Source organism: Streptomyces sp. NBC_00654 (assembly GCF_026341775.1).
Taxonomy (GTDB): Bacteria; Actinomycetota; Actinomycetes; order Streptomycetales; family Streptomycetaceae; genus Streptomyces.
This window is the reverse complement of sequence record NZ_JAPEOB010000002.1, coordinates 2298827-2318025: the sequence shown is the minus strand read 5'-3', so window position 1 is coordinate 2318025 and position 19199 is coordinate 2298827. Positions and strand designations below refer to the sequence as shown.

The 19199-nt window shown below is 72.2% G+C and carries 15 protein-coding genes; 8 read left to right on the top strand and 7 right to left on the bottom strand.

Annotation, left to right across the window (positions count from 1 at the left end; all coding sequences use genetic code 11):
- Positions 1–36 precede the first annotated feature (36 nt).
- From OHA98_RS30530 to OHA98_RS30520, 3 genes are read right to left on the bottom strand one after another with little or no spacing between them, the layout of a single operon-like run.
- Positions 37–1344 carry a M20/M25/M40 family metallo-hydrolase gene (locus OHA98_RS30530; RefSeq protein ID WP_266930249.1) on the bottom strand — a complete coding sequence of 436 codons (1308 nt, stop codon included), beginning with the start codon at positions 1342–1344 and terminating at the stop codon, positions 37–39.
- Entirely contained in the window at positions 1341–2735 is a 1395-nt protein-coding gene (locus tag OHA98_RS30525; RefSeq protein ID WP_266930247.1) for a cytosine permease, read from the bottom strand. Before OHA98_RS30525 ends, OHA98_RS30530 begins: the two co-directional genes overlap by 4 nt.
- The gene (locus OHA98_RS30520; protein ID WP_266930245.1) at positions 2735–3688 is read right to left on the bottom strand and encodes a DUF1177 domain-containing protein; all 954 of its coding nucleotides are present in this window, start codon (positions 3686–3688) and stop codon (positions 2735–2737) included. The genes OHA98_RS30525 and OHA98_RS30520 overlap by 1 nt, the downstream gene beginning before the upstream one ends.
- 149 nt (positions 3689–3837) lie before the next feature.
- Between OHA98_RS30520 and OHA98_RS30515 the strand changes: the two genes are divergently transcribed.
- Both OHA98_RS30515 and pepE read left to right on the top strand, forming a co-directional pair.
- On the top strand, positions 3838–4665 hold the full coding sequence (locus OHA98_RS30515; protein ID WP_266930243.1) for an IclR family transcriptional regulator: 828 nt from the start codon (positions 3838–3840) through the stop codon (positions 4663–4665).
- A 26-nt stretch (positions 4666–4691) separates the two neighbouring features.
- A complete protein-coding gene (pepE, locus tag OHA98_RS30510) occupies positions 4692–5420 on the top strand; it encodes a dipeptidase PepE (RefSeq protein ID WP_266930241.1) in 729 nt (242 codons plus the stop codon).
- Here pepE and OHA98_RS30505 read toward each other — a convergent pair.
- On the bottom strand, positions 5383–7218 hold the full coding sequence (locus tag OHA98_RS30505; RefSeq protein ID WP_266930239.1) for an MFS transporter: 1836 nt from the start codon (positions 7216–7218) through the stop codon (positions 5383–5385). The genes pepE and OHA98_RS30505 overlap by 38 nt on opposite strands.
- 204 nt (positions 7219–7422) lie before the next feature.
- On the opposite strand from OHA98_RS30505, the gene OHA98_RS30500 reads away from it, so the two are divergent.
- The 3 genes from OHA98_RS30500 to OHA98_RS30490 are packed head-to-tail and all read left to right on the top strand — an operon-like array spanning position 7423 to position 12341.
- Positions 7423–9654: an acyl-CoA dehydrogenase gene (locus tag OHA98_RS30500; protein WP_266930237.1), complete on the top strand. Its 2232-nt coding sequence runs from the start codon at positions 7423–7425 to the stop codon at positions 9652–9654.
- Positions 9655–9666: 12 nt separating this feature from the next.
- Positions 9667–10863 (top strand): lipid-transfer protein, encoded by a 1197-nt coding sequence (locus tag OHA98_RS30495; RefSeq protein WP_266930988.1) that lies wholly within the window; start codon positions 9667–9669, stop codon positions 10861–10863.
- A gap of 35 nt (positions 10864–10898) precedes the next feature.
- The gene (locus OHA98_RS30490; RefSeq protein ID WP_266930235.1) at positions 10899–12341 is read left to right on the top strand and encodes an MFS transporter; all 1443 of its coding nucleotides are present in this window, start codon (positions 10899–10901) and stop codon (positions 12339–12341) included.
- A gap of 29 nt (positions 12342–12370) precedes the next feature.
- Here OHA98_RS30490 and OHA98_RS30485 read toward each other — a convergent pair whose 3' ends face one another.
- Together OHA98_RS30485 and OHA98_RS30480 are read right to left on the bottom strand one after the other, a co-directional pair.
- A complete protein-coding gene (locus OHA98_RS30485) occupies positions 12371–13093 on the bottom strand; it encodes an ABC transporter permease (protein ID WP_266930233.1) in 723 nt (240 codons plus the stop codon).
- Positions 13093–14049, bottom strand: a complete 957-nt coding sequence (locus OHA98_RS30480) for an ABC transporter ATP-binding protein (protein WP_266930986.1) — start codon at positions 14047–14049, stop codon at positions 13093–13095. The genes OHA98_RS30485 and OHA98_RS30480 overlap by 1 nt, the downstream gene beginning before the upstream one ends.
- A 404-nt stretch (positions 14050–14453) precedes the next feature.
- On the opposite strand from OHA98_RS30480, the gene OHA98_RS30475 reads away from it, so the two are divergent.
- The 3 genes from OHA98_RS30475 (at position 14454) to OHA98_RS30465 (ending at position 17424) form a co-directional block, all read left to right on the top strand.
- The gene (locus OHA98_RS30475) at positions 14454–15308 is read left to right on the top strand and encodes a MaoC/PaaZ C-terminal domain-containing protein (RefSeq protein WP_266930231.1); all 855 of its coding nucleotides are present in this window, start codon (positions 14454–14456) and stop codon (positions 15306–15308) included.
- 27 nt (positions 15309–15335) lie between these two features.
- Positions 15336–16412 (top strand): Zn-dependent alcohol dehydrogenase, encoded by a 1077-nt coding sequence (locus tag OHA98_RS30470; RefSeq protein ID WP_266930229.1) that lies wholly within the window; start codon positions 15336–15338, stop codon positions 16410–16412.
- A gap of 70 nt (positions 16413–16482) precedes the next feature.
- Positions 16483–17424 (top strand): 3-oxoacyl-ACP reductase, encoded by a 942-nt coding sequence (locus tag OHA98_RS30465; protein WP_266930227.1) that lies wholly within the window; start codon positions 16483–16485, stop codon positions 17422–17424.
- A gap of 302 nt (positions 17425–17726) precedes the next feature.
- On the opposite strand, the gene OHA98_RS30460 is transcribed toward OHA98_RS30465, so the two are convergent.
- Positions 17727–19169 carry a hypothetical protein gene (locus OHA98_RS30460; RefSeq protein WP_266930225.1) on the bottom strand — a complete coding sequence of 481 codons (1443 nt, stop codon included), beginning with the start codon at positions 19167–19169 and terminating at the stop codon, positions 17727–17729.
- Positions 19170–19199: the final 30 nt, after the last annotated feature.

Below are 19199 nucleotides of genomic sequence, written 5' to 3'. Positions count from 1 at the left end.
GTCAGGGCGGGCCCCCTGGCGGAGCTGCGGCGTCAGTCAGCAGCTCTGCCAGAGTCGGGTCATGACGCGGACGCCGAAGCGCAGGCCCTCCAGCGGGACGCGCTCGTCCACACCGTGGAAGAGGCGGCCGTAGTCCAGGTCGTGCGGGAGCTTCAGGCCCTTGAAACCGAAGCAGCGGATGCCCAGGTGGGTGAAGGCCTTGGCGTCGGTGCCGCCCGGGTTGCAGTACGGGACGGGGTGGCCGTCCGGGTCCTCGGCGCGCACCGCCTCGCACATCGCGTCGACCAGCGGGCCGTCGAACGTCGTCTCCATCGCGATGTCGTGGTTGACCCACTCACGGCTGACGGAGGGGAGCAGGAGCTTGTCGATCGTGTCGATCAGTTCCTGCTCGTGTCCGGGGAGGAAGCGGCCGTCGACGCGGGCGGTGGCCTTCCCGGGGATGACGTTGGTCTGGTAGCCGGCGTTGAACATGGTGGGGTTCGCCGAGTTGCGGAGCACCACCTGCATGAAGTCCGCGACCGGGCCCAGCCTGGCCAGACTCGCCTCGATGTCGTTCTCGTCGAACTCGACGCCGTAGAGGCGGGCGGCCTCCTCCAGCAGGGCGCGGACCGGCTCGATCAGACGGATCGGGAAGGTCTCGCGGCCGATCCGGGTGAGGGACTCGGCGAGGTCGGTGACGGCGTTCTCGTCGTTGGGCGACGAGCCGTGCCCGGCCCGGCCGTTCGCGGTGAGCTCCATCCAGGCCATGCCGCGCTGGGCGTTCTCGATGGGGTACAGCCGGCGCGTGTCGTCGATGGCGAAGGAGAAGCCGCCGCCCTCGCCGATCGCCTCGGTGACCCCGGAGAAGAGGTCCGGCCGGTGCTCGACCAGCCAGTGGGCGCCGAACTTGCCGCCCGCCTCCTCGTCGGCGAGGAAGGCGAGCACGACATCGCGGGACGGCGCGGTGCCGGTGCGGGCGAAGTGCCGGGCGGTGGCGAGCATGACCGCCACCGTGTCCTTCATGTCGATCGCGCCGCGGCCCCAGAGGTAGCCGTCGCGGATCTCGCCGGAGAACGGCGGCACCTGCCACTCGGAGGCGTCCGCGGGGACGACGTCCAGGTGGCCGTGGACCAGCAGCGCGCCGCGGGTGGGGTCGCTGCCGGCGATCCGGGCGATGACGCTGGCCCGGCCCGGCGCGGACTCGACCAGTTCGGAGGCGATGCCCACCTCGGCGAGGCGGTCCACCACCCAGTCGGCGGCGGCACGCTCGTCGCTGGTCGGGTTGGAGGTGTCGAACCGGATCAGCTCGGCGCAGAGGTCCACGACCTCGCTCTGGGCCTGATCGGAGGCGGGGGTGAGGGTCATGCTGCTCCTGCCGGAGTGGTCGCGCGGGCGGCGGGGGCGGAGGCGGTCCCCTCCTCGTCGTCCAGGGTGGAGGTGCCGTACGGCTTGATCCAGCCCAGCAGGCCGAGCACGCAGTACAGCAGGAAGGCGGTGACCAGCGAGTTGAGGGCCGGGATGCCGCCGTCGTAGAACTTGCCGACACAGAACGCCACGACCCAGATGACCAGGGACATCGGCACCCAGGTGGGCGAGGTCAGCGGCAGGGTCTCCGCCTCACGGGTGTCGTCCAGAGGCTTGCGCATCCGCTTCACGACCCAGTACTCGGCGACGATGATGCCGCCGATCGGCGGGATCATCACGCCCAGCAGGGAGAGGAACTCCGTGAAGTGGGTCATGATGCCGACCGCGGACAGGAGCGTGCCGGCGATGCCGAGGACGACGGTGACCACGCCGCGGTGCAGCCGCTTGCGGAAGACGACCTGGAAGAAGTTGACGACACCGAGCGAGGAGCCGTACAGGTTCCAGTCGTTGATCTTCGCGGTGGACATCAGGACCACCATCACACCGAAGGCGCCCGAGGTGGAGAGCACGATGTGGGACACATCGCTCGACTTCACCAGATGACCGAGCAGCACACCGACCATGCCGACGATGTACTCGGACAGGATCATCGAGGAGGCGCTCTGCACGAAGACGTGCGAGCCCTTGCGGTTGTAGCGGGTCATCTCCGGGGAGACGATCGCGCCGGTCATGTAACCGCCCGCGATGGCGGTGGCGGCGACGGCCAGCGGGATCGCCTCACCGGGCGGCGGGGAGTTGATCAGGTCGCTGATCGAGTGGTCGTTGAGCGTCGTGATGATCGACCAGGCGACCATCCCGAAGAACAGCGGGGTGACGATCTTGGCGAAGAGGGCCATGTACTTGAAGCCGAAGATCACCAGGGCGGTGATGGCGATGCCCGCGATCACGCACCACATCCAGGACGGTCCGCCGACCAGCGCCGAGACGCTGTTGCCGAAGATCGTGTTCTGGACGCCGAACCAGCCGACGAGGCTGACCGCGATGACAAAGCTGACCAGTGCGGAACCGTTTCGGCCGAAGCCCGCCCAGCGGGTGAGCATCGGGGTCGCCAGACCCTCGCGCATTCCGGCCAGGCCGATCGCGAAGATCACGATCTCCAGGATCACCGCGCCGAGCGTGAAGGCGAGGAAGGCGTCCCCGAAGGTCATGCCGACGCCGATGGTGGCGCCCAGCGTGAACTGGGAGATCGAGCCGGACTGGGCCAGCCACTGGAGCAGCATGGACCAGAAGCCGAAGCGCTTGTCGCGCGGGACCCGCGAGAGCGAGTAGTCGTCGCTGCCGATGCTCTTGGCCTCGGGGGCCGTGGCGCCGGCCTGGGGGGCGGATGCCATCAGGACTCCTGGGGTATGCGGCCGAGGGTCTGCAGGTGAGCCAGCGACCCGTAGCGGTTGACGAGGTTGTCGAACTCCACCGCGTCGTGGAAGTCCAGATTCCCGGCGCCGAAGGCCTTGGCGACCTCCACGGCGTAGCGGGCGGCGGACGCGATGTCGCTCTCGTGACTCGCGCCCGTCTGGCAGCCCGGCACCGCGGCGGCCGAGGTGACCGCGAGACCGACGACCGGAGCGGCGGTCGCGGTGGCGGGCTGGAGGATCGAATTGATGTGGTGTGCACCGTTACCGTACGGCGTGATGTCCTGCGTGGTCACCGGGTATGTGACCAACGGCTCACCGGTCACCACGGCCAGCAGCTCCCCGAGCTGCTCGCTGACCCGGAGCACCCAGCCCTCCTTGACGGTGGGCGACAGGGCCAGGCCCTTGTGGTTGATGATCCGGTTGCCCTTGGTGGTGTCGATGGAGAGCACGGCCTCCATCTCCTCGGTCACCTCGTGCCGGTTCATCGTCGCGATGTCCACGGGGGAGCCCATGAACGGCACCGGGTCGTGCGGCTCGGTCGGCGCGTTCGGGCAGATGTGGGTGGCGACGATCACATCACCGGGGAGGACATCGCCGCGGCGGCGCATGTCGAGGAGCTTCGCCGCCGTCGCGATGGCGCTGGCCGCGCCGTCGGCGTCGGAGACCAGTCCGGTCACCTCGGGCCGGGCGCCGATCCCGCCGAGCCGGCCGACCACACCGAGGGTGCGGGCGCTGCCGCCCGACATGCGGCCGTGGGAGCCGGGGATGCGGACGAGGACGAAGTCCGTCGACCCCTGCTCGCCGGCGACGGTGGTGACCTGTGCGGACGAGCCCTCGGCCCCCGCCGCGGAGTCGAGGTACTCGACGACCGTCTTGCCATTCACCTGGGGATCGTCCAGAAGCTCGACGATGTCCAGTACGTACTTCAACATGGGGGGCCTTTCTCCTGATCCGACACCCGCCCGGCGCTCTACGGGGGGAGAGCGCGGGGCGGGGTGCTGAGGACACATTCGGGATCGGATAGCGTTGAACGCAACTGTTTCCCGTTATTTGCAATTCAGGTCTGAATGGTGAGATGACGATGGCCGACTTCGATCTGGACCGGCGCACCCCCGCCGGTGCCCTGCAAACCGTCGACCGGGCGCTCCTGGTGCTGCTCGCCTTCGAGCGCACCAGACCCGACTGGGGTGTCACCGAGGTCGCCGAGGAGTTCGGGTGGGACACCTCGGTCGCCCAGCGGCTGCTCGCCACCCTCGCGGGCCGCGGTTTCCTGGTCTCCGACCCGGCCACCCGCCGCTACCGCATCGGCCCCGCCGTGCTGCGGCTCGGCCGGCTCTGGGAGCGCTCCGGCTCGCTGGAGCTGCTGGCCGGACCGGTGCTGGAGGAGCTGCGCCGGACCACCGGCGACACGGTGCTGTTCTGCCTCCCGGACAGCTTCCACATGCGCTGCGTGGCCGCCGAGGAGGGGGATACCGGACCGCTGCGCTACTACCCGCTGGTCGGCGAGCTGTACCCGGCGCACGCCGGGGCGACCAGCAAGTCGTACTACGCCTGTCTGCCCGACGAGCAGCGCCACCGGCTCTTCCGGGGCCGCCCCATGGCCCGCTTCACGGACCGGACCGTCACCGATCCCGATCTGCTGGAGCAGGAGTTCATGAAGATCCGGGCCCAGGGGTACGCCTGGACGGTCGGTGAGTACGACACCGGGATCGCCACCGTCGCCGTACCGGTGTTCCTGGGCCGCGAGCCGTACGGAAGTCTCAGTCTCGGTGGCGGCGAGGACCGGTTCCGGGGGGCGCCCGAGGACCGGCTCGACGCCCTGCGGCACGCTTCCCAACTGCTGGAGCAGCGGCTCACCCACCCGCCGCAGCGGCCCAGGCCCCGCGCCCGGCGCCCCCGCACCACCTGACCGTACCGACGTATCCGAGGAACCCCGTGAATCTGCTTCTGCTCTCCAACTCCACCCAGTACGGCTGCGGTTACCTGGAACACGCGCTGGACACCGTCACCGCGTTCCTCCCCGGTGACGCGCGCCTGGCCTTCGTCCCCTACGCGCTCGCCGACCACACCGCGTACACCACCCGGGTCCGCGAGGCCCTGGAGCCCTCCGGCATCACCGTGCGCGGCGTTCACGAGAACCCCGACCCGCTCGCCGAACTCGCCGCGGCCGACGCCGTGTTCATCGGCGGCGGCAACTCCTTCCGGCTGCTGAGCGCCCTGTACCGCGCCGGTCTGCGCGAGGCCGTACGGGACGCGGTACGGGGCGGGCTGCCGTACATGGGAGCCAGCGCGGGCACCAATATGGCCGCCCCGACACTGCGCACGTCCAACGACATGCCCATCGTGCAGCCGCCGTCCTTCGAGACGCTGGGCCTGGTCCCGTTCCAGATCAACCCGCACTATCTGGACCCGGACCCGGCCAGCACCCACAAGGGGGAGACCCGCGAGGAGCGCCTCACCGAGTTCCTGGAGGAGAACGACGTGCCCGTGCTCGGGCTGCGCGAGGGCTCCTGGCTCCGCGTCGAGGGGAGCCGGGCCCATGTCCAGGGCGCCCGCCCCGCCCGGCTGTTCACCCGCGGGGCCGAGCCTCAGGAGCTTCCGGCGGGGTCGGACGTGTCCAGGTTGCTCACGACAGTGCCGCGGTTCGACGCTCCGGTGCGCTGACCGCCGTCAGGACGAGATCGGTCTCCGTGGGACGGCCGGTCGCCGGGGACGCCGCCGGGCAGGCGCGCGGCGCGTACCCGGCGGCCGTGGCCGCCAGCACATAGCGCCCGCCGGGCGCGGCCGTCAGCGCGTAACGGCCCTCGTCGTCCGCGACGGTGAGCCCCGCCTGCCGGCCCAGGGTGTCGATCAGCGTCACATTGGCGCGCGCCACCGGCGCCCCGTCCGCGTCCAGCACCCGGCCGTGGAAGCCGCCCGACCCGGCGACGAGCACCGACGCCGGATCCGGAGCCGGGGCGTGGTGCGGGCCGGAGCCCGCGGCCGCCGCGGCCTGCGCGTCGCCCGCACTGCTCGCCAGCAGCACCGGACGCGTCGCCGCCCGCCGCGAGGGCAGGAACGCGGCCAGCGCCAGGCCGATCAGCACCGCCCCCGTGGCGATCAGGAACGAGATCCGGAAGCCCTCCAGGGACGGCACATCCACCGACCCCATCCGTACCGAGGTGTTCGCCAGCACCATCCCGATCACCGCACTCGACACCGAGGTGCCGATCGACCGCATCAGGGTGTTGAGTCCGTTGGCCGCGCCCGTCTCGGACGGGTCGACGGCCCCGATGATCAGGGCGGGCAGCGAGGAGTACGCGAGCCCGATCCCGGCTCCGATCACCACCGAGATCACCACGGTCTGCCAGGTGGCGCTCATCAGACCCAGCCCGGCGCCGTAACCGACCGCGATGACCAGCATCCCGAGCATCAGGGACACCTTGGGGCCGCGCCGGGCGGACAGCCGGGCGTACAGCGGGGCGACGAACATCATCGTCAGACCCAGCGGCGCCACGCACAGCCCGGCGACGACCATCGACTGCCCCAGCCCGTAGCCGGTCGAGGCGGGCAGCTGGAGCAGCTGGGGCAGCACGAGCGAGATCGCGTAGAAGGCGACGCCGACCATGACGGAAGCGAGGTTGGTGAGCAGCACCTCGCGCCGCGCGGAGGTCCGCAGATCGACCAGAGGCGCGGAGCTCCGCAGCTCGAACAGGCCCCACAGCACCAGGATCACCAGGGACGCGGCGATCAGACCGAGCGTGGTGCCGGAGGTCCAGCCCCAGTCGCTGCCCTTGGTGACGGGCAGCAGCAGACAGACGAGTCCGAGCGAGAGCCCGAGCGCGCCGATGTGGTCGAAGCGTCCGGGGGCGCGCAGCGGGGGCTCGGGAACGAAACGCACGGTGAGGGCCATGGCCAGCACCCCGAGGCCGGCCGCGCCGAGGAACAGGGCGTGCCAGTCGGCGTGCTGGGCGACGAGCGCGGAGCCGGGCAGCGCGAGTCCGCCGCCCACCCCGACCGAGGAGCTCATCAGCGCCATCGCGGAACCGAGCCGCTCACGCGGCAGTTCGTCGCGCATGATGCCGATGCCGAGCGGGATGGCGCCCATCGCGAAGCCCTGGAGGGCGCGGCCGACGATCATCACGACGAGCTCGTCGGTGGAGGCGCAGACGAGCGAGCCGAGCACCATCACGGCGAGGCTGGCCAGCAGCATCCGGCGCTTGCCGTAGAGGTCGCCCAGCCGGCCCATGATCGGGGTGGACACGGCTCCGGCGAGGAGCGTCGAGGTCATCACCCAGGTGGCGTCGGACGGATCGGTGTCCAGCAGGACGGGCAGGTCCTTGATGACGGGGACGAGCAGGGTCTGCATCACCGCGACGGTGATACCCGCGAAGGCGAGTACGGGGACGATGCCGCCCGTACCGCGGTCCTTGCCCGGATCGGGGAGTTCCCCGGCGTGCTGTTCGTTCGTCGTCCGTTGCATACGTGCGGCCTCCGGGCAGCGTCGATCACCGGGGCTCCCCCCAGGGTGCGTGCATCCTGAACGCTTCCGTACCCGCACGATATTCCGATGAATGGGGCGCGAACGGGACAAGGCTCGAACCGGCCGGTGTTCTGACCTTCCGTCATATTGGAACGTGTTCTACCCTTGCGCCGTTCCAGTGGCTGCGACCGGCGAGGATCCGCAATGGGCATCGGAATCACCGAAGAACACCGCGATGTGGCGCAGGCCGTACGAGGATGCCTGGCCCGTGCCGTGCCACCTGAGGAGATCCGTAAGATCCTCGACGCGCAGGCCCCGCCCGTCCCCGGCGCACGCCCCGCGCACTGGGAACGGCTGGTCGAACAGGGCCTGCCTGGCATCCATCTGCCCGAGGAGTACGGGGGCGGGGGCGGCGGGCTCCTGGACCTCGCCGTGGTCCTCGAAGAGGCCGCCCACGCCTCGCTTCCGGGGCCATATCTGGCCAGTGCGCTCACCGCCGCGGTGCTGGCCGGGGCGGGCGCGGCGGCCGGGGCGGCGGCGCCCGGCGCGGAGCGGGGTGAACTCGTGGGCGCCCTTGCCACCGGCGCCCGCATCGGCGCCCTCGCCCTGGCCCCCGGCACCCTCACCGCGGTCGAGGACGGGGAGGGCCACCTCCTTGACGGCACGGCCCCGCCCGTACTCTCCGGAGCCGAGGCCGATCTGCTGCTGCTCCCCGCCGCCACCGCGGACGGGCCGCGCTGGTTCGCCGTCGACGCCGCCACGGACGGACTGACCGTACGCCCGCACCGCGGTGTCGACCCGACCCGGACCACCGCGGGGATACGGGCCGACGGCGTACGCGTCCCCGCGCACCGCGCGGTACCGGCCGACTCCGCGCTCGTCCGCGACCTCGCCGCCACCCTGTTCGCCGCCGACGCCTGCGGAAGCGCCGCCCGGTCCCTGGCGACGGCCGCCGAACACGCCAAGGTCCGCGAACAGTTCGGCCGCCCCATCGGACAGTTCCAGGGGGTCAAACACCTCTGCGCCGACATGCTCGTCCGCGTCGAGCAGGCCCGCGCCCTGACCTGGGACGCCGCCCGCACCGCGGACGAGAGCGGCGTGGGCGCGTCCGGCGGGAGCGCCGGGGCGAGGGGGCTGACCGCCGCCCTCGCCGCGGCCACCGCACTCGACGCCGCGTACAGCTGCGCCAAGGACTGCATCCAGATCCTCGGCGGCATCGGCTTCACCTGGGAGCACGACGCCCACCTCCAGCTGCGCCGCGCCGTGGTCGCACGCCAGCTGCTCGGCGCCGGGGACGCCCACCGGCTGCGGGCCGCCCGGCTCGCCGAAGGCGGCGCCCGCCGCGAACTCACCCTGGAACTCCCCGCCGAGGCCGCCCGTCACCGCGCCGAGGCACGCGAACACCTCGCGGCCGCCCGGGGCCTGGGCCCCCGGGAGGCCCGCCGCGCCCTCGCCCCGGCGGGCTACGCGGCCCCGCATCTGCCCGCCCCGTACGGCCTGGACGCCGGGCCCGTACAACAGCTCGCGGTACAACAGGAGTTGAAGGACCAGGGCATCAAGGTCAGCGGCCTCGGCATCGCCACCTGGGTGGTGCCCTCGCTGATCGCGTACGGGACGAAGGAGCAGCAGGACCGCTACCTGCCGGCCACCCTGCGCGGCGAACTCCTGTGGTGCCAGCTCTTCTCCGAGCCGGGCGCCGGATCCGACCTCGCCTCGCTGCGCACCAGGGCGGTACGGACCGACGAGGGCTGGCGTGTCACCGGCCAGAAGGTCTGGACGAGCGCCGCGCGGTCGGCCGACCACGGCATCCTGCTGGCCCGGACCGACCCGGACGCCCCCAAGCACCGGGGACTCACCTACTTCCTGGTGGACATGAAGAACGCCCGGGGCATCGACATCCGCCCGCTGAAGGAGATCACCGGGGACGCCCTCTTCAACGAGGTGTACTTCGACGATGTCCTGCTGCCGGCCGACGCGGTCGTCGGTGAGGTCGGCGACGGCTGGCGCGTCGCCCGCGACACCCTGGGCAACGAACGTGTCCACATGGCCGACCAGATGACCTTCGACACCGGGCTCGAAGCACTGATCGCCCGTTCCGCCGAGCTCGACGGAGCGGGCCGGGCGCGCGTCGGCGCGCTCGCCGCCGAGGCCCACGCCCTGGCCTGCATCGGTCTGCGCACCACGCTCCAGCAGGTCGCCGGACGGGAGCCGGGCGCCGGAGCCTCCGTCCGCAAGCTCATCCAGACCACCCACCAGCAGAAGGTCGCCGAACTCACCCTGGAACTGCTCGGCCCGGCGGGCGCCACCGCCGAGGACGGCACCGAACGGGCCGTGCACGGCTTCCTCATGTCGCGCTGCCTGACCATCGCGGGCGGCACCACACAGGTCCAGCTCAATGTCGTCGCCGAGCGCATCCTCGGCCTCCCCAAGGACTGAAGGGCACACATGATGAAGGCGTACATCGTCGGCGTCGGGATGACGAAGTTCGAGAAGCCCGAGACCCGCGACTGGCAGTACTGGGACATGGCGAAGGAAGCGGGCACCAAGGCCCTCGACGACGCCGGAATCCGGTACGACCAGGTCGAGCAGGTGCCCGTGGGCTACTGCTTCCAGCCCTCGACGGCCGGACAGCGGGCCGTCTACGAACTCGGCCTGACCGGCGTCCCCGTCTACAACGTCAACAACAACTGCGCCACCGGCTCGACCGCGCTCATGATGGCCCGGCAGTTCGTCGCGGGCGGGATCAGCGACTGCGTGCTCGCCCTCGGCTTCGAGAAGATGGCGCGCGGCTCGCTCGGCGGCGGTGGCGCGGACGGCGGAGCGGCCGACTTCAAGACCTCGCCCGTCGCCCGGCACTACGGGATCATGGCCGCCGCGCACGGCTTCGAGATGTCCCCGCCCACCGCCCAGATCTTCGGCAACGCGGCCCGCGAACACATGGAGCGCTACGGGACGACGGCGGCACAGCTCGCGGCGGTCGGCGCCAAGAACCACCGGCACTCGGTGAACAACCCGTACGCCCAGTTCCAGGACCCGTACACGGTCGAGGAGATCCTCGCCGCCCGGACCGTCCACCGGCCGCTGACCAAGCTCCAGTGCTCACCCACCTCCGACGGCTCGGCCGCCGCCGTCGTCGTCTCGGAACGCTTCGTCGAACAGCACGGGCTCGGCGACCGGGCCGTGGAGATCGCCGCCCAGGCCATGGCGACCGACACCGAGGCGTCCTTCGCCTCCGGCACCTGCGTCGACGCCGTCGGGGCGCCGGTGTCACGGGCCGCCGCGCAGCAGGTGTACGAGGCCTCCGGCCTCGGCGCCGAGGACCTCGACGTGATCGAGCTGCACGACTGCTTCTCCATCAACGAGCTCCTCACCTATGAGGCCCTCGGCCTGTGCGGCGAGGGCGAGTCCGGAAAGCTCGTGGAGTCCGGAGCGACCACCTACGGCGGCCGGTGGGTCGTCAATCCGTCCGGCGGGCTGATCTCCAAGGGCCACCCGCTGGGCGCCACCGGGCTCGCCCAGGCCGCCGAGCTGACCTGGCAGTTGCGGGGCGAGGCGGGGGCCCGGCAGGTCCCGGGCGCACGCACCGCCCTCGCGCACAACATCGGGCTCGGCGGGGCGGCGGTGGTGACCCTGCTGCGCCGCTGACACTCCCGTGTACGGAGCACCGGGCGCCTGCGACCATGACCTCCATGCCTGACGTCTCCACACCCGTACCCGCCCGCACCCCCACCCGGATAAGACCCCGCACCTGGGCCGTCGTGCTCGCGGCCTGCACCGGTCAGTTCCTCGTCGTCCTCGACGTGGCCGTCGTCAACGTGGCGCTGCCCTCGATGCGGACCGATCTGGGGCTGAGCACCGCGGCACTCCAGTGGGTCGTCAACGCCTACTCGATCGCGTTCGCCGGATTCATGCTGCTCGGCGGCCGGGCGGCGGACATCTACGGCCGCAAGAGGATGTTCCTGATCGGGCTCGGTGTGTTCACCGCGGCCTCCCTCGCGGGCGGTCTGGCCCAGGAGGGCTGGCAACTCCTCGCCGCCCGCGCCGCCCAGGGGCTCGGCGCGGCCGTCCTCGCGCCCGCCACCCTCACCATCCTCACCGCCGCCGTCCCCGAGGGCCCCGCCCGTACCAGGGCGATCGGGACCTGGATGGCGGTCGGCGCGGGCGGCGGCGCGGCCGGGGGACTGATCGGCGGGGTGCTCACCGACGCCTTCTCCTGGCGCTGGGTCCTGCTGGTCAATGTGCCCATCGGTGCCGTCGTGCTGGCCGGCGCCGTGCTCTGGCTGGCCGAGGGCCGGGCGGGCGACCGGCGCCGGATCGACCTGCTGGGCGCCGTCCTCGTCACGGCGGGCCTCGCCTCCGTCGCGTACGGGATCGCGCAGACCGAGGCCGAGGGATGGGCCGCCCCGGCCACCCTCGTACCCCTGCTCGGCGGGCTGCTGCTGCTCGCCGCCTTCGTCCTGGTGGAGGTCCTGACGGCCGCTCCGCTGGTCCCGCTGCGGGTCCTCGGTGTCCGGGCGGTGTCCTCGGCGAACGTGGCGATGTTCCTGATCGGGTCCGCCACCTTCTCCATGTGGTACTTCATGACGGTGTACGCGCAGAACGTGCTGGGCTACACGCCCTGGCTGGCCGGGGTCGCGCTGCTGCCGACCTCGGTCGCCGTCGTCATCGGCTCGAAGGCCGCTCCGCGTCTGATGGCGATCATCGGGGCGAAGGGGCTGGCGGTGACCGGTGTCCTGGTCACCGCGGCGGGCTTCGGCTGGCAGTCGGCCATGACCGTCGACAGCCCCTACGTCACCGGGATCCTCCTCCCCGGCATCCTGATGATGGGCGGTTCGGGGCTCGCCTCCACACCGCTGGCGGCCCTCGCCACCTCGGGCGCGGCATCCGGCGACGCGGGCCTCGTCTCCGGACTCGTCAACACCTCCCGCACCATGGGCGGCGCGCTCGGCCTCGCCGTGCTCTCCACGGTCGCCGCCGCCCGCACCGAAGGCTCCGCGGTCGCGGCCGAGGTCACCGCCGGGTACGCGATGGCCTTCCGCACGGCGGCCGCGGTGCTGCTGGCCGGGGTGGTGCTGATGCTGCTGTGGCTGCCGGGGCGGCGGGCCCGGTCCACGAGGCCCTGACGGGGCGCGCCGGGGCCGGTGCGGGCCCGTCACACCGTTCTCGCGGAGCGGCGGTACGAGACCACCGCGTATCCGCCGAAGAGCAGCAGCCACCCGGCGAGTACGGCGACGGACCCGGCGCCCGGCGCGTGCCCCGCGACGGCCGACCAGCCGAGGTCGGCGAAGCCGTGGGCCGGGGTGTACTCGCCGACGGAACGCAGCCACGCGGGGAACGCCCCGAGCGGGAACCACAGCCCGCCGACGACCGCGAAGCCCATCAGGCACGCCACATTGACCACTCCGGTGCCCTGCGGAGTGAGCCGGTAGCCGTTGCCGATGCCGAGCAGGGTGAACGGCAGTGCCCCGATCCACAGCAGCAGCACCAGCGCGATCCACTGCCAGGCCGCCAGCCGCACCCCGTTGACCAGGGCTCCGGCCAGCAGGACCGCCACGATGGTCGGCAGTACGGTCACCGAGCCGCTGACCGCCCGGCCCACGACGGCCCGGGTCGGGTCGAGCGGGGTGATCCGCAACTGCTGGAGCCAGCCGAGGGACTTGTCGGAGGCGATCCCGGTACCGATGGCCATGGCGGAGCCGAGCGCCCCGTACGCCGCCATGCCGACCATCGACGCGGCCTTCCAGTCGGCGTACTCCCCGCCGTCCCCCAGGTTGGTGAAGAGCAGATACATCATCACGGGCATCCCCGTTCCGAAGATCAGGAAGACGCTGTCGCGCAGGGTCCGGCGGATTTCGAGCACGATGTAGGGCAGCATCACACGGTCTCCTCGGAGGCGCCGGCGGGGTGGGAAGCGACGGGAAGGCGGGATTCGGCGGGCGCGGTCAGGGCCAGGAAGGCGTCCTCCAGCGTCGCCCGGGACACGGTCAGGCCACGGACGGCACCGATCCTGGCCAGCTCCACGACGGTCGCGTCGGAGTCGTCCGTCCGAAGGTGCGCCCGCGGGCCGCGCACCTCGGCACCGACCACACCCGGCAGCAGCTCCAGGCCGTCCGCCGGGTTTCCCGCCGGGTCGAACGGGGTTCCCGCCAGGTCGAAGGAGACGAGGTTCCCGCCGGCCGAGCGCCGGATCCGGTCACCGCTGCCGTCCGCGACGATCCGGCCCCGGTCGATGACGACGATCCGGTCGGCGTTCTCGTCGGCCTCCTCCAGATAGTGCGTGGAGAACAGAACGGTGTTGCCGCGTCCGGCGAAGGACCGCATCGACTGCCAGAACGCGCGCCGGGCCTCCACGTCCAGGGCGGCGGTCGGCTCGTCCAGGACGACGAGTTCCGGATTGCCCGCCAGCGCGACGGCGAAGCGGACCCGCTGGATCTGGCCGCCGGAGAGCTTGTCGACGCGCCGGTCCGCGTACGAGGTGACACCCGCGAGAGCGAGCGCGTCCTCGACCGGCATCGGGCGCGGGTAGGTGGAGGCGATGAAGCGGACCAGTTCGCGGACCGTCACCCGGGGGATGGGCCGCCCGTCCTGGAGCATCGCGCCCACCAGACCGGCGCGCACCGCCTCGTCGGGGGAGCGGCCCAGGAGCCGTACGGTGCCGGAGTCCGGGTCGTTCAGACCGAGCAGCAGGCTGATGGTGGTCGACTTGCCCGCCCCGTTGCGGCCGAGCAGCGCCACCGTCTCACCGCGCCCGATCTCCAGGTCGACGCCGTCGACGGCCCGTACCGCCCGGTCCGCCCTGCCGAACGTCTTGACCGTCCCGGTGAAGACCACCGCGGGCCCCGCCACCGCTGTCCCTTCCGCCGGCCCCGGTGCTGTCCCCGCCGCCGTTCCGGCCGCTGTCCCGGCCGCTGTCCCGGCCGCTGTCCCGGCCGCTGTCCCCGTTGTCTTCCTCATGGCCACGACGCTACGCAGGGCACGGGGTCCGCGGCAGAGCCGCGTGTACGGGCTCCGCGATGACAAATGTCATGGCCGGAAGGTGCGTCCGGGCCTGCGGGGCCACTCATCTGACATGTCGTCAGCAGGCTTCACAACTCCCGGGGGCTGCGTTATACATGGGCCATCGGCTAGAACGCGTTCTAGAACGGACGTGCCGGCCGGTCCCGCACGACCTCGGTGCGGCCGACGGTGCGGACGGTCGTGCCGAGGTCTTCCCACCATCAAGGAGCGGCTTCCCCATGCCCATTGACGCCGTAGCGGCGGTCGCCGCCGAACCCCGCCGAGCCGAGATCGGCTGGGACCACAAGGACATCCAGCTCTACCACCTGGGCCTCGGCGCGGGCAGCCCCGCCACCGACCCCGACGAGCTGCGCTACACCCTGGAGTCCCGGCTCCAGGTGCTGCCGAGCTTCGCCACCGTCGCGGGAGCGGGCACCGGCATGGCGGGCGGCCTTTCCTCGCCCGGTGTCGAGGTGGACCTGGCCGCGGTCCTGCACGGCGGCCAGACCGTACGGGTGCACCGGCCCATCCCGGTACGCGGCCGCGCCGTGCAGACGTCGAAGGTCGCCGCGGTCTACGACAAGGGCAAGGCGGCCGTCCTCGTCCTGCGCACCGAGGCATCGGACGACGACGGTCCGCTGTGGACCAACGACTCCCAGATCTTCGTCCGCGGCGAGGGCGGCTTCGGAGGCGAACGCGGCCCCTCCGCCCGCCCGGTCCCGCCGGAGCGGGCCCCGGACCACACGGTCGAACGGGCGATCCGGGAGGACCAGGCGCTGCTCTACCGGCTCTCCGGGGACTGGAACCCGCTGCACGCCGACCCGGAGTTCGCCAAGCTGGCCGGCTTCGACCGGCCGATCCTGCACGGGCTGTGCACCTACGGCATGACGCTGAAGGCCGTCACCGACACGCTGCTCGACGGCGACGCCACCCGCGTCACCGCCTACAGCACCCGCTTCGCCGGAGTGGTCTTCCCCGGCGAGACCCTCCGGATCCGGATGTGGTCCGGGGACGGCCGCATCCAGGTCGCGGTGAGCGCCGTCGAGCGGGACGACGCGCCGGTTCTGGTGGACACGCTCGTCGAACACTCCTGAAAGAGCCGATCCGAGGGGAGCCGCACCATGCGCGCAGCCGTACTGCACGAGATAGGCCAGGACAAACTGGAAGTCCTCGACGATGTCGAGGCGGTGGGCTTCGGCCCCGGCAAGGTCAAGCTCCGCATCCGGGCCACCGGACTGTGCCACTCCGACATCTCCGCGATGAGCGGCGTGCTCCCGCAGCCCGCCCCCTTCATCCCCGGCCACGAGGGCGCGGGCGAGGTCCTCGACATCGGCGACGGTGTCACCGGGCTCAGCCAGGGGGACCGGGTGCTGGTCTGCTGGCTGCCCGCCTGTGGCACCTGCCCCTCGTGCAGGCGCGGTCAGACACAGCTCTGTCTGGCCGGCTTCATGAACGCGGGCACCCCCAACTTCAAGCGTCCCGGCGGCGATGTCTTCGGGTTCGCGGGCACCGGCACCTTCACCGAGGAGGTCGTGGTCGGCGCGGGCTGCGCCGTCCCGATCCCCGACGACGTGCCCTACGAGATCGCCGCGCTGATCGGCTGCGGGGTCACCACCGGACTCGGCGCTGCCATCAACACCGCGCGGGTGGAGGCCGGTTCGTCGGTCGCCGTGATCGGCTGCGGCGGGGTCGGCATCTCCACGATCCAGGGTGCGCGGGTCCAGGGCGCCGCCCAGATCGTCGCCGTCGACCCGGTCGCCTCCCGGCGCGAGGCCGCGCTGAACTTCGGTGCGACCGAGGCGGTGTCCCCGGACGAGTTCGCCGACGCCAAGCAGCGGATCACCGGCGGCGAGGGCTTCGACTACGTCTTCGAGGTCGTGGGCAAGTCCGCCACCGCCCGCACGGCGTACGAGAACACCCGGCGCGGCGGCACCCTCTGCATCGTCGGCGCCGGGGCGATGGACGACAACTTCCAGGTCAACATGTTCGAGCTGTTCTTCGACGAGAAGCGGATCCTGCCCTCCATGTACGGCGGCGGGGACGTCCTGCGCTCCTACGAACGGGCCATCGCGCTCTGGCGGGCCGGCCGGATCGACCTCGCCTCGATGATCACTCACCGGGTGCGGCTGGATGGCATCAACGACGCCCTGGACCAGATGAGGACCGGCGAGTCGCTGCGTACCTGCGTCGAACTCTGACCCCGCCCCCGGGGACGGGCCGGAACCCCGTCCCCACCGACCGAGTCATTCACCGACATTGAGGACTGCGATGTCACTACCCCTGGACGGCCTCTCCGCGATCGTCACCGGCGCGGGCCGGGGCCTCGGGCGCGCCGAAGCACTGGAACTGGCCCGGCTCGGCGCGGCCGTCGTCATCAACGACTACGGGCAGCCGGGCCGCGACGGCTCCGGCGAGGCGTCGGCGGCCCCCGCCGAGGAGGTCGCCGCCGAGATCCGGGCGGCGGGCGGCCGGGCGGTCGCCCACCTCGGCGACGTCTCCGACCACGGACAGGCCCGCGCCCTGGTGGACCTGGCCGTGTCCACGTACGGGAAGCTCGACATCCTGGTCAACAACGCGGGCATCCTGCGGGACCGGATGATCTTCTCGATGACCGAGGACGAATGGGACTCGGTCGTCCGGGTTCACCTCAAGGGTCACTTCAACACCACCCACTTCGCCGCCGCCCACTGGCGCACCCGCTCCAAGGAGTCCGGCGGCCCCGTCTACGGGCGGATCGTCAACACCTCGTCGGAGGCGTTCCTGGCGGGTTCGGCCGGCCAGCCGAACTACGCGGCGGCCAAGGGCGGCATCGTCGGCCTCACCACCTCGACGGCCCTGGCCCTGGCCAAGTACGGCGTCACCGCCAACGTCATCTGCCCGCGCGCCCGTACGCGTATGACCGAGGATGTCTTCGCGGGCTTCCAGGAACCGGCCGACGGCACGCTCGACGCCCTGGCCCCCGAGCATGTCTCGCCGCTCGTCGGCTATCTGGCCTCCCCGGCGGCCGGAAAGGTCAACGGGCAACTGCTCGTGGTCCACGGCGGCATGGTCGCGATCGTGGAACGGCCCAAGGTGGCGGCGAAGTTCGACGCGGCGAAGGAGACGTTCACTTTCGACGAGCTGGACGGGCTGATCACCCCGTACTACGAGGACCGTCCCCCGAACGAGACGTTCGCGGCGGCGGAGGTCCTGGGCCTCAAACGGGCATAGCCCGGGGAGAGGACGCGAGGGGGGCCCGCCCCGGCCGGACGGCCGGAGCGGGCCCCTTCTTCTCGTGGTCCCGCGGATTCCTTGTGCGGTCGCGGCGCGGGCTCAGGCCGCTCTGCTGCCTCCTTCGGAGGGGCGGCGGTGGCGGCCGTGCGGCTGCGCGGCCGTGTTCTCCATCGACGCACCCCCTCGGTGCTTTCCGGAACCGCCGGTCTCGGCCCGGTCCGCTTCCGCCCCCGGCGGACGCGTCTGGGTCGTGTCTGTTCGGGCTTCAGACATGTGGGAAGTCACCCCGTTGTGATCGCTTACTTGTTGTCACAAGCCCCGCCACCGTCACCGACGCGGTCACCGTCGGCACCCGCCCGGTACGGCCGCGTAGCCCAGGCACCCGAGTTTAAGGGCTGCCCCGTACGTCCGCCGAGAGGTGCCTGTCCCAGGGGAACGGGCTTGCACACAGCAGGACCGGCGGCAGCCGCGGACGGTTGCGTTCCGGTCCCGTCCCAGGTCGCGCCCGCCGCTCCGTCCCCGGCGGCCGGTCCCGCCCCCGCGTGGTGCTCGTCGTCCACCGGGGCCTCCAGCCGTGCGACGGCGCAGCGTGTTCCCGGCTCCGCGTAGGGGAGGTGGAGCACGCCGTCCCGGTTCCAGAATCCGGCCCCGGCCAGCCAGCCCCGCGGCGCGGCGAACTGGTGCAGCCGACGGCCCGCCGGGCGCCACACCCCCAGCCAGCTGCCCGCCGCCCCGTCGATCCGCAGCCCCACGGCGCAGCTCTCCGGCATCAGTATCTGTCCCGGCTGCACGGCGAATGGGGTCACCGCGACATCCGCCGGACGCAGGCACTCCGGGAAGCGCACCGGCAGACAGCTGCCGAGCACCCCCCACCCGAGCCGGTCGTGGCCCGGCGCGTCGGACCGGAGCAGCAGCAGCCCGCTGTCCGGGTCGGCGAGCAGCAGCCGGTCGTTGCTCCCCGGCGTGATCTCCAGCAACGGCGTCAGCTCACCGCCCCGCCCCAGGTCCAGGGCGACCGCCTTCACCGGGCCGTCGTCGGCCGTCTGCCGGTCCAGGGCCAGTATCCGGCCCGCCCGGTCCAGCCAGGCCCCGCCGGAGCAGCGGCCCGGTACGTCCGCGACCTTCTCCGGCCCGAAGGCCCCGCCCGCCACCAGCCAGAGCGCGGTGGAGCGCTCACCGGCCGACAGGGCGTACACGCTCCGGCCGTCCGGCGCGGGCGGCAGCAGCGTCAGCTCCGCGCATTCGACCGCGCCCAGCGGGAGTTCGCCGGTCACCGGCCCGGTGGGGTAGAGCAGCGAGAACGCGTGGTGGTCCGCCACCCGCCGCCGGATGAGCACCCGGCCGTCGGCGAGCGGCACCACCTGGGAGTCCGGCTCCTCGGGCTGGTCAAGGGGGAGGGGCACCGCGTACGGCTCGGGCCCGTCGAGGGTCCAGCGTTCCGGGTACCAGGCCCGCTCCCCGGGGTTTCCGGGAGCGAGGGTGAGCCGGGCCGCGTACGAGGCGTCGGCGGTGAGCGCGAAGGTCCCGTACGCGCCGGGCGCAAGGGGCGCGCCGGGCGCAAGGGGCGCGCCGGGCGCGCCGCTCTCACCGGGCGTGCCGGCTGCCCCGTGGGCGTCGTGCGCCCCCGGAGCGTCGCGTACGTCCGGCGACCCGGGTTCCTCCGGCTCGGCGGGCTCTTCGGGCAGGGGTTTCGCCGTCGTGGCGGCCCCGGTGGCCCCGCCCTCGATGGCACAGACAGTCATGGACTCGTCACCTCCGGCACCCGAAGCTAG